At 62.9% G+C, this 9,956-nt stretch carries 10 protein-coding genes; 5 read left to right on the forward strand and 5 right to left on the reverse strand.

Features of this window, described 5'->3' with window-relative positions; all coding sequences use genetic code 11:
* Positions 1-150: 150 nt before the first annotated feature.
* The 4 genes from QME24_RS24075 to QME24_RS24090 all read right to left on the reverse strand — a co-directional run bounded on the left by QME24_RS24075 (position 151) and on the right by QME24_RS24090 (position 4,347).
* The gene (locus QME24_RS24075; RefSeq protein WP_281691079.1) at positions 151-1,983 is read right to left on the reverse strand and encodes an ABC transporter ATP-binding protein; all 1,833 of its coding nucleotides are present in this window, start codon (positions 1,981-1,983) and stop codon (positions 151-153) included.
* A 63-nt stretch (positions 1,984-2,046) separates the two neighbouring features.
* Positions 2,047-2,604 (reverse strand): peptidylprolyl isomerase A, encoded by a 558-nt coding sequence (locus QME24_RS24080; protein ID WP_009683102.1) that lies wholly within the window; start codon positions 2,602-2,604, stop codon positions 2,047-2,049.
* The gene (locus tag QME24_RS24085; RefSeq protein WP_182336640.1) at positions 2,598-3,410 is read right to left on the reverse strand and encodes an alpha/beta hydrolase; all 813 of its coding nucleotides are present in this window, start codon (positions 3,408-3,410) and stop codon (positions 2,598-2,600) included. The genes QME24_RS24080 and QME24_RS24085 overlap by 7 nt, the downstream gene beginning before the upstream one ends.
* A 13-nt stretch (positions 3,411-3,423) precedes the next feature.
* The gene (locus QME24_RS24090) at positions 3,424-4,347 is read right to left on the reverse strand and encodes a LysR family transcriptional regulator (protein WP_009683100.1); all 924 of its coding nucleotides are present in this window, start codon (positions 4,345-4,347) and stop codon (positions 3,424-3,426) included.
* Positions 4,348-4,395: 48 nt separating this feature from the next.
* Between QME24_RS24090 and QME24_RS24095 the strand changes: the two genes are divergently transcribed.
* The 4 genes from QME24_RS24095 to arfB all read left to right on the forward strand — a co-directional run bounded on the left by QME24_RS24095 (position 4,396) and on the right by arfB (position 6,934).
* Complete coding sequence (locus tag QME24_RS24095) at positions 4,396-4,710, forward strand: hypothetical protein (RefSeq protein WP_054906267.1); 315 nt, start codon at positions 4,396-4,398, stop codon at positions 4,708-4,710.
* A 110-nt stretch (positions 4,711-4,820) separates the two neighbouring features.
* Entirely contained in the window at positions 4,821-5,420 is a 600-nt protein-coding gene (locus QME24_RS24100; RefSeq protein ID WP_009683098.1) for an FMN-dependent NADH-azoreductase, read from the forward strand.
* 223 nt (positions 5,421-5,643) lie between these two features.
* Complete coding sequence (locus tag QME24_RS24105) at positions 5,644-6,519, forward strand: carboxylate/amino acid/amine transporter (RefSeq protein ID WP_064314548.1); 876 nt, start codon at positions 5,644-5,646, stop codon at positions 6,517-6,519.
* A gap of 1 nt (position 6,520) precedes the next feature.
* Complete coding sequence (arfB, locus tag QME24_RS24110) at positions 6,521-6,934, forward strand: alternative ribosome rescue aminoacyl-tRNA hydrolase ArfB (protein ID WP_281691080.1); 414 nt, start codon at positions 6,521-6,523, stop codon at positions 6,932-6,934.
* A 100-nt stretch (positions 6,935-7,034) separates the two neighbouring features.
* Here arfB and QME24_RS24115 read toward each other — a convergent pair whose 3' ends face one another.
* The gene (locus QME24_RS24115; protein ID WP_054905581.1) at positions 7,035-8,336 is read right to left on the reverse strand and encodes a mechanosensitive ion channel family protein; all 1,302 of its coding nucleotides are present in this window, start codon (positions 8,334-8,336) and stop codon (positions 7,035-7,037) included.
* A 103-nt stretch (positions 8,337-8,439) separates the two neighbouring features.
* On the opposite strand from QME24_RS24115, the gene QME24_RS24120 reads away from it, so the two are divergent.
* Positions 8,440-9,801: a DEAD/DEAH box helicase gene (locus tag QME24_RS24120; protein WP_064314717.1), complete on the forward strand. Its 1,362-nt coding sequence runs from the start codon at positions 8,440-8,442 to the stop codon at positions 9,799-9,801.
* Positions 9,802-9,956 lie beyond the last annotated feature (155 nt).

The raw sequence follows: 9,956 nt of genomic DNA on the forward strand, positions 1-9,956 counted from the left end.
ATTGGCCCGAAACAAACGTAGGAGCGAGCGCAGCTCGCGATGCGCCGCGCGGGCGGCGCTCGATCTCACAGGCGCTGCATAACTTGTGGCAAACACCTGTCAGCCCCATGCGATCCCTTCGGCTTGCCGGCGATAGGGCCATTACAGGCATCAGTCAACCCCGACAAACCCCCCGGTCTGGTGGTGCCACAACCGGGCATACAGCCCCTGCTGTTGCAGCAGTTCACTGTGGCTGCCAAGCTCGACAATGCGGCCTTTGTCCAGCACCACCAGCCGGTCCATCCGGGCAATGGTGGAAAGCCGGTGGGCAATGGCGATCACCGTCTTGCCCTGCATCAGCGTCTCCAGGCTTTCCTGGATTGCTGCCTCGACCTCTGAGTCCAGCGCCGACGTGGCTTCGTCCATGATCAGGATCGGCGCATTCTTCAGCAGTACCCGGGCAATCGCGATACGCTGGCGCTGGCCGCCCGACAACTTGACTCCGCGTTCGCCCACATGGGCATCGAAACCGCTGCGGCCCTGGGCATCCGAGAGCTGTGGGATGAACTCGTCGGCGCGGGCCCGGTGCACGGCTTCCTGAAGTTCGGCTTCGCTGGCGCCGGGGCGGCCGTACAGCAGGTTGTCACGGATAGAACGGTGCAGCAACGAGGTGTCCTGGGTGATCATGCCGATCTGCGCGCGCAGGCTGGCCTGGCTGACTTCGGCAATGTCCTGGCCGTCGATCAGGATGCGCCCGCCCTGCACGTCGTACAGCCGTAGCAGCAGGTTGACCAGGGTCGACTTGCCAGCCCCGGAAGGGCCGATCAAGCCGATTTTCTCGCCGGGGCGGATGTCCAGGTTCAGGCCTTCGATCACGTTGCAGGCGTTGCCGTAATGAAAGTCGACATTGTCGAAACGCACCGCGCCACGGCTGACTTTCAGGGCCGGGGCGTTGGGCCGGTCGGTGACGGTGACAGGCTGGGCGATGGTCTGCAGGCCATCCTGGACCATGCCGATGTTTTCGAAGATGCCGTTGACCACCCACATGATCCAGCCGGACATGTTGACGATGCGGATCACCAGGCCCGTGGCCAGGGCAATGGCGCCGACGGTGATCAGCGATTGGCTCCACAGCCACAGCGCCAGGCCGGTGGTGCTGACCACCAGCAGGCCGTTGAGGGTGGTGATGACCACGTCCATGCTGGTAACCACCCGCGAGGCCAGTTGGGTTTTCTCGGTCTGTTCGCGGATCGCTTCGCGCGCGTACTGCTGCTCGTGATCGGTGTGGGCGAACAGCTTCAACGTGGCGATGTTGGTATAGCCGTCCACGATACGCCCCATCAGTTTGGAGCGGGCGTCGGATGAGATCACCGAGCGCTCTTTCACCCGGGGTACGAAGTAGCACAGCGCGCCGATGTAGCCGACGATCCACAGCAGCAGTGGCAGCATCAGGCGCCAGTCGGCCTCGGCGAACAGCACCAGCGAGGTAACCGCGTAGATCAGCACATGCCACAGCGCGTCCACCGCCTGCACGGCGGAATCACGCAGCGAGTTGCCGGTTTGCATGATGCGTTGGGCAATGCGCCCGGCAAAGTCGCTCTGGAAGAAGTTCAGGCTCTGCTTGAGCACGTAGCTGTGGTTTTGCCAGCGGATCAGGCTGGTCATGCCGGGGTTGATGGTCTGGTGCACCAGCAGGTCGTGCAGGCCGAAGAACAGCGGCCGCAGCAGCAGGATCACGACCAGCATCCAGGCCAGCTCGCCCTTGTGCTCACTGAAGAAATTGACGTTGGGTGTGCCCTGGGCCAGGTCGATGATGCGGCTGAGGTAGCTGAACATCGCTACCTCGATCAGCGAGGCGAACAGGCCGACCACCAGCAGCGCCAGGAAGCTGGGCCAGACCTGGCGCAGGTAATACAGGTAGAACGCCCACACGGTGCTCGGCGGCGACTCGGTGGGTGCTTCGCGGAAGATGTCGATCAGTTGCTCGAAACGACGGTACAGCATGGGTAGCGACACTCCTGTTCCAGCCTGCCTTCAGGCGGTTGCACGTCCCTGTGCAGCCTGCGGTCAGTCGATACGTTTGGCCGACTTGATGAACACCGGGTCAGCCGGCACATCGCGCATGCCTTTCTTCACGGTAGTGGGCGAGTTGACGATCTGGTCGACCACCTCCATGCCTTTGGTTACCTTGCCGAACACGGCGTAACCGGCATCGCGGCCCGGGTTGAGGAAATCGTTGTCGGCGACATTGATGAAGAACTGGCTGGTAGCCGAGTTGGGGTTGGAGGTGCGTGCCATCGACAGGGTGCCGCGGGTGTTCTGCAAGCCATTGCTGGCTTCGTTCTTGATCGGGTCCTTGGTGTCTTTCTGCACCATCTGCTCGGTAAAGCCGCCACCCTGGACCATGAAGCCGGGGATTACCCGGTGGAAAATGGTGTTGTTGTAGAAGCCGCTGTCGACGTACTGCAGGAAGTTCTTCGTGCTGACCGGTGCCTTCTCGGCGTTCAGCTCGATTTCGACCTGGCCGAAGCTGGTGTCCAGCAGCACGTGCGGGGTCTTGTCGGAGGCCATGACGCTGGTGGCGAAGGCGAGTGAGCAGGCGGTGAGCAGGAGTTTTTTCAGCATGGGCTCAAAGATCCTTGAGGGGTGGAAGCGGCTGCGAGGAACTGCAGCAGGGTCTGGTTGAAGACCTCGGGTTGATCGAGGGGTGTAGCGTGCCGGGAATCGTCGACGACGACCAGCCTGGCGTTGGGGATCAGGGCGACATAGCGTTGTTTCAGTTGTATCGGGGTGTAATCGTGGTCGGCGGCAATCACCAGGGTAGGACACTGGATCTGGCCGATGCGTTCCTGCACGCCCCAGTCGACGATGGCATCGAAGCTTTTGAGGTAGGCGCGCTTGTCGTTGCGCGCCCAGCGCTGGGCCATTTTCTGCCGCAGCGCGGCCTGCTCGGGTTTGGGGAACAGCCGTTCGGCCAGGCCTTTGCCCACGGTTTCGACACTCAGGACGCGTGCCAGGCCCCAGCGCTTGAACCACCACAACCAGTCACTGCGGCTGCGGCGCTTGACCTCGGGGGCACTGTTGACGATGCACAGGCTGCGCAGCCACTGAGGGTGGTCGACGGCAAACTGGAAGCCGACCATGCCGCCCATCGACAGGCCCACGAAGTGCACCGGCCCGGTGTGCAGGTGTTCGAGCAGGGCCAGCAGGTCGGCACTGAAGGTTGCAATGTGGTAGCCGTCCTGTGGCTTGTCGGAGCGGCCGTGGCCACGGATGTCCATGAGGATCACCCGGTAGTGCTGGCTGAGCACGGGCACCTGAAGCTCCCAGTCCTGGCTGCTGGAGCCCAGCCCATGCAACAACACCAGGGGTTGGCCTTGGCCATATTCCTGATAATGCAGCGTGCATCCTTCGTGTTCGAAGTAGGCCATGGGCGCGGTCCTTTCAAGCTTGTGGGGGGGCTGCGAAGGGCACGTCCAGCGGCGCAGTGTCGAAGTTGCGCAGCAAATCGATGAGAATCTGCGTGGCCGGGCCCAAGGTCTTTTCCTTGCTTGAATAAAGGTAGAACAGTGGGTGGCGGCTGCCACCCTGGTCCAGTGGCAATGGCTTGAGTACGCCTTCGCGCAGCTCGCGCTCGATCATGTGCCGGGGCAGCCAGGCAAAGCCCAGGCCGCTGCTGACGAAGGTGGCGGCGGTGCCCAGGCTACCGACGGTCCAGCGCTGTTCGGCACCCAGCCAGCCAACGTCGCGTGGCTGGGCCCGGCCAGAGTCGCGGATCACCACTTGCAGCTGGCTTTCCAGGTCCTGGAAGGTCAGTTCACGGCCCAGGCGGTGCAAGCTGTGTTCGGGGTGGGCAACGGCAACGAACTCCACGGCACTCAGCTCGGCGCCCAGGTAGCCGCCGATGCTGTAGCTGCTGATGGCCAGGTCGGCGATGCCTTCGTGCATCACTTCTTCCACGCCCGACAGCACTTCTTCACGCAGGCGCACGCGGCAGCCACGGCTTTGCGGCATGAAGGCGGCCAGCGCGCGGACCAGCCGGGCGCTGGGGTAGGCGGCGTCGACCACCAGGCGTACTTCGGCCTCCCAGCCCTGCTCCATGTGGTGGGCCAGGTCCTCGAGCTGGCTGGCCTGCTTGACCAGGTGGCGCGAGCGGCGCAGCAGCACACTGCCGGCTTCGGTCAGCACCGCCTTGCGGCCGTCGATGCGCAACAAGGGCACGCCCAGTTGTTCCTGCATGCGGGCCACGGTGTAGCTGACCGAAGATTGCGAGCGGTGCAGGGCCTCCGCGGCCTGGGCAAACCCGCCATGGTCGACCACTGCTTGCAGGGTCCGCCACTGGTCAAGGGTTACGCGCGGCGCTTTCATCTTTCGCTCCTGTTGTCCTAAGCTGCGCTCTTTGCAAGGAGAGCGGCCATGAAGAAATGTTGTGCGGCAATATTGATGTGCCTGCCCCTCGGGGCCATGGCTTATCCCATCGATGTGGACAAGCACCTGGACGGGGTCAAGCTCGACTACACCGCCTACGACACCGCCTACGACATCGGCGCCATTACCCTGAACAACTATGGGCAGGTCGCGGCGGCCTGCAAGGTGACCTTCCGTAATGGCCCGGAGGCGCCACGAGTGCGCCGGGTGAACGTAGCGGCCGGGAAAAGCGCCGACGTCACGGCCAAATTCAACCGGCAGATCATCAAGCTGCGCATCACCGTGCAATGCAGTGCGGAATAAACTGATTAATCGATAGGTTGAACCCACTTTTTACGCTTTTTTATCGATAGGTCAAGCCTTAATCTTACCTCCATCGAATCGCAACCTTTTTGCCGATGGAGGCACCGCCCATGGCCCACGTACTGATCATCGAAAGCAGCGCCCGCCAGCAGGATTCCGTTTCCCGCCAGCTGACCCAGGACTTCATTGCGCACTGGCAAGCTGCCCACCCGGCCGATCAGATCACGCTGCGCGACCTGGCGCTGAACCCGGTGCCGCACCTGGATGCCAACCTGCTGGGCGGCTGGATGAAGCCCGAAGCGCAGCGCAGCGTTGCCGAGCTGGAGGCCCTGGCCCGCTCCAACGAACTGACCGACGAATTGCTGGCGGCCGATGTGCTGGTAATGGCTGCCCCCATGTACAACTTCACCATCCCCAGTACCCTGAAGGCCTGGCTGGACCATGTGCTGCGTGCCGGCATCACCTTCAAGTACACCCCGACTGGCCCGCAAGGCCTGCTGACCGGCAAGCGCGCCATTGTCCTGACCGCCCGTGGCGGCATCCATGCCGGTGCCAGCAGCGACCACCAGGAACCGTATCTGCGGCAGGTGATGGCCTTCATCGGTATTCACGATGTCGACTTCATCCATGCCGAGGGCCTGAACATGAGCGGCGAGTTCCACGAAAAGGGCCTCAACCAGGCCAAGGCCAAACTGGCGGCGGTGGCCTGAACGTTATCGAATTCCCAACCCTGACACCTGTTTTTGCTCCTTTGGGTGTACCTGCCCGGCCTTGGTGGCCGGGCTTTTTTATGCCTGGTGTTTTGTGGATGGCTGTGCCGGCCTGTTCGCGGGCTTGCCCGCGAACAGGCGGGCACAGCCCCCACATTCCTCATGGTTGATCACAAAGCCTGCAACCCGCTAAGGTCGCCGCCTTGATTCACGAGAGACAACCATGGGCTACCTGATAATCGTCGCGCTGATCCAGGCGTTTTCCTTCAGCCTGATCGGCGAGTACCTGGCCGGGCACGTCGACAGCTACTTCGCCGTGCTCGCGCGGGTGCTGCTGGCCGGCCTGGTGTTCCTGCCGCTGACCCGCTGGCGCCAGGTCGAGCCGCGCTTCATGCGCTCGATGCTGCTGATCGGTGCGTTGCAGTACGGCATCACCTACGTCTGCCTGTACCTGAGCTTTCGCGTGCTCACGGTGCCGGAAGTACTGCTGTTCACCATCCTCACGCCATTGCATGTCACCCTGATCGAAGACGCCATGAACCGGCGTTTCAACCCGTGGGCATTGCTGGCCGCTCTGGTGGCCGTGGCTGGCGCGGCGGTGATCCGCTTCGACAGCATCAGCGGTGAGTTCTTCACCGGTTTCCTGTTGCTGCAGTTGGCCAACTTCACCTACGCCGCCGGCCAGGTGCTGTACCGCCACCTGGTCGCACGCAACCCCAGCGACCTGCCGCACTACACCCGTTTTGGCTACTTCTACCTCGGCGCCCTCTTGGTGGTGCTGCCGGCCTTCCTGCTGTTCGGCAATGCCCAGCACCTGCCGAGTACCGACGTGCAATGGCTGGTGTTGCTGTTCCTCGGGTTGTGCCCGACGGCGCTGGGCCTGTACTGGTGGAACAAGGGTGCGTGCCTGGTATCCGGCGCTACCCTGGCGGTGATGAACAACCTGCATGTGCCTGTGGGGCTGCTGCTCAACCTGCTGATCTGGAACCAGCACGAGCCACTGGGGCGGCTGTTCATTGGCGGTGCGATCATCATCGCTTCGGTATGGCTGAGCCGCCTGGGTGGCCGTGGGCGAGCGCCGCTGGCTGGCAAGGCCTGACATGCTGACCCTCTCCAACGGTGTGCAACTGCCGGATACGGACATCGAGCTGAGCTACATCCGTGCCCAAGGCGCGGGTGGGCAGAACGTCAACAAAGTGTCCAGCGCGGTGCACCTGCGCTTCGACATACGCGCCTCATCGCTGCCCGCGTTCTACAAGGAACGGCTGCTGGCGCTACGGGACAGCCGCATCACCGGCGATGGCGTATTGATCATCAAGGCCCAGCAGTTCCGTACCCAGGAGCAGAACCGCGCGGATGCCTTGGCACGCCTTGCCGAGTTGATCATCGCTGCCGGCAAGACCGAGAAGAAACGCCGCCCCACCAAGCCCACCCTCGGCTCGAAGACCCGCCGGCTCGAAGGGAAGGCCAGGCACAGTACGGTCAAGGCGGGGCGGGGCAAGGTGGACTTCTGAGGCCGTAGGCGGAACGGGCTATTGCGCCGGCTTGCATGGCTGCGCGCCCTTGTAGGAGCGGCCTTGTGTCGCGATGGGCTGCGCAGCAGCCCCCGCAATCTCAAGCCTCGCTCATCTCTTCCAGCCGACGCGGCACAGGCTCTTGCGCCACCCGTGTGCTCAACCCCACGCGCATGTCGTTGCCACTCGGCTGCTGATACAGGCTCAAGCCAAACTCCGGCAACACCGCCAGCAGGTAATCGAAGATATCCCCCTGGATGCGCTCGTAGTCCGCCCACACCGTGGTGGTGGTAAAGCAGTAGATTTCCAGCGGCACGCCCTCGGCGGTGGTCTGCATCTGCCGCACCATGCAGGTCATGTTCGGGTGCACATTGGGGTGGTTTTTCAGATAGGCCAGGGCAAACGCGCGGAAGGTGCCGATATTGGTCAGCTTGCGCCGGTTTGCCGACAGTTCGGCCACAGGGCCCAGCGCTTCGTTCCAGCTTTGCAGCTCCTGGCGTTTGCCGGCCAGGTAGTCGCCCAGCAGGCTGACCTGGGACAGGCGCTGTTCCTCCTCGCGGGTGAGGAAGCGCACACCTGCGGCGTCGATGAACAGGCTGCGCTTGATCCGCCGGCCGCCGGATTGCTGCATGCCGCGGTAGTTGCGGAACGACTCGCTCATCAGGCGCCAGGTGGGCACGGAGACAATGGTCTTGTCGAAGTTCTGCACCTTCACCGTATGCAGGGTAATGTCCACCACGTCGCCATCGGCGCCAACCTGGGGCATTTCGATCCAGTCACCGACATGCAGCATGTCGTTGCTGGTCAACTGCACGCTGGCGACGAACGACAGCAGGGTGTCCTTGTAGACCAACAGCAGCACCGCCGACATGGCGCCCAGGCCCGACAGCAGCAGCAGGGGCGAGCGGTCGATCAGGGTGGCGACGATGACGATCGAGGCGAAGATCCACAGCATCATCTTGGCCAGCTGCACATAACCCTTGATCGAGCGGGTGCGGGCGTGTTCGGTGCGCGCATAGATGTCGAGCAGGGCATCCAGCAGGCACGACAGCGCCATGGTCATGAACAGCAGGGTGAACGCCAGGGCGACGTTGCCCAGGAAGTGCTGGGCGGTATCGGACAGCTCCGGTACCAGTTTCAGGCCAAACTGCACCACCAGTGACGGGGTGGTCTGCGCCAGGCGGTGGAAGACCTTGTTGTGACGCAGGTCGTCCAGCCACTTGAGTGCCGGCTGGCGTGCCAGCAGGCGCGCGCCGTGCAGCATCAGAAAGCGTGCCAGGCGGCCGATGACCAGGGAGATGAGCAGTAGTACCGCCAGGCCGATGGCCGCGTGCAGCATGGGGTGTTGGTCGAGGGTGCCCCACAGGTCGAGGGAATCACGCCAGATTTGTTGGATATCCATGGGCTTGCATACAGTCTTGTTGCGAAACGAGGTGCCATTAGAGCGCGGATGGCGACAAAGTTGCCAAAAGAAATTCGGCTAAGGCGGCAGAAAACGTTACCCTATGCAACTGAATTTCCCGCACTTGCCTGAGGTTACCTCCGTGTTCTCCCAATTCGCCCTGCATGAACGCCTGCTTAAAGCCGTGGCCGAGCTTAAATTTGTCGAGCCAACCCCGGTGCAGGCCGCGGCCATCCCCTTGGCCCTGCAAGGGCGTGACCTGCGCGTGACCGCGCAGACCGGTAGCGGCAAGACGGCAGCTTTCGTGCTGCCGCTGCTCAACCGCCTGGTCGACCTGAAAGGCGGGCGCGTCGAAATCCGTTCGCTGATCCTGCTGCCTACCCGCGAACTGGCTCAGCAAACCCTGAAGCAGGTGCAGCTGTTCTCGCAGTTCACCTACATCAAGGCGGGCCTGGTCACCGGCGGTGAAGACTTCAAGGAACAGGCCGCCATGCTGCGCAAGGTGCCGGACGTGCTGATCGGCACCCCGGGCCGTTTGCTCGAGCAACTCAACGCCGGCAACCTCGACCTGTCCCACGTGCAGGTGCTGATCCTCGACGAAGCCGACCGCATGCTCGACATGGGCTTCGCCGAAGACATGGAGCGCCTGTGCAAGGAGTGCGAGAACCGTGAGCAGACCCTGCTGTTCTCGGCCACCACCGGCGGTGCGGCCCTGCGCGACATCATCGGCAAGGTGCTGAAAGACCCGGAGCACCTGATGCTCAACAGTGTATCGCAGTTGGCCGAAGGCACTCGCCAGCAGATCATCACGGCCGACCACGATCAGCACAAAGAGCAGATCGTGCAGTGGCTGCTGGCCAATGAAACCTTCGACAAGGCAATCATCTTCACCAATACCCGCGCCCTGGCCGACCGTATCTACGGCCACCTGGTGGCCAAGGATGTGAAGGCCTTCGTACTGCACGGCGAGAAGGATCAGAAGGACCGCAAGCTGGCCATCGAACGTTTCAAGCAGGGCAGCTCCAAGGTGCTGGTGGCCACCGACGTGGCGGCCCGTGGCCTGGACATCGACGGTCTCGATCTGGTGATCAACTTCGACATGCCGCGCAGCGGCGACGAGTACGTGCACCGCGTGGGCCGTACCGGGCGTGCCGGTGGTGAAGGGTTGGCAATCTCGCTTATCACCCACAATGACTGGAACCTGATGTCCAGCATCGAGCGCTACCTCAAGCAGCAGTTCGAGCGCCGCGTCATCAAGGAAGTGAAGGGCACCTACACCGGGCCGAAGAAGGTCAAGGCCTCGGGCAAGGCGGCCGGGAGCAAGAAGAAAAAGATCGAGAAAAAAACCGGCGACAAGAAGGCGGCCGCCAAGCGCAAGCCTACCGCCAAGCCGAAGGCCAACGCGCCACTGGCCAGCGCCGATGGCCTGGCGCCGCTGAAGAAGCGTAGGCCTGCTGCCGAATAAATAGCGCTCAATGGCCCAATCGCCGGCAAGCCCCACAGGGATTGCATCAGGGCTGACAGGTGGTCGCCACAATATATGCAGTGCCTGTGAGATCGAGCGCCGCCCGCGCGGCGCATCGCGAGCTGCGCTCGCTCCTACGTTTGTTTCGGGCCAAT

This window comes from Pseudomonas sp. PARCl1 (assembly GCF_947311875.1).
Lineage (GTDB): Bacteria > Pseudomonadota > Gammaproteobacteria > Pseudomonadales > Pseudomonadaceae > Aquipseudomonas > Aquipseudomonas juntendi.

Excerpts from the sequence above, each read along its gene's own strand:
- QME24_RS24100 (WP_009683098.1), top strand. The coding sequence starts at position 4,821 with ATGGCCCACGTACTGATCATCGAAAGCAGCGCCCGCCAGCAGGATTCC.
- QME24_RS24115 (WP_054905581.1), bottom strand. The coding sequence starts at position 8,336 with ATGGATATCCAACAAATCTGGCGTGATTCCCTCGACCTGTGGGGCACC.
- QME24_RS24105 (WP_064314548.1), top strand. The coding sequence starts at position 5,644 with ATGGGCTACCTGATAATCGTCGCGCTGATCCAGGCGTTTTCCTTCAGC.
- QME24_RS24090 (WP_009683100.1), bottom strand. The coding sequence starts at position 4,347 with ATGAAAGCGCCGCGCGTAACCCTTGACCAGTGGCGGACCCTGCAAGCA.
- QME24_RS24095 (WP_054906267.1), top strand. The coding sequence starts at position 4,396 with ATGAAGAAATGTTGTGCGGCAATATTGATGTGCCTGCCCCTCGGGGCC.
- QME24_RS24080 (WP_009683102.1), bottom strand. The coding sequence starts at position 2,604 with ATGCTGAAAAAACTCCTGCTCACCGCCTGCTCACTCGCCTTCGCCACC.
- QME24_RS24075 (WP_281691079.1), bottom strand. The coding sequence starts at position 1,983 with ATGCTGTACCGTCGTTTCGAGCAACTGATCGACATCTTCCGCGAAGCA.
- arfB (WP_281691080.1), top strand. The coding sequence starts at position 6,521 with ATGCTGACCCTCTCCAACGGTGTGCAACTGCCGGATACGGACATCGAG.
- QME24_RS24120 (WP_064314717.1), top strand. The coding sequence starts at position 8,440 with ATGCAACTGAATTTCCCGCACTTGCCTGAGGTTACCTCCGTGTTCTCC.
- QME24_RS24085 (WP_182336640.1), bottom strand. The coding sequence starts at position 3,410 with ATGGCCTACTTCGAACACGAAGGATGCACGCTGCATTATCAGGAATAT.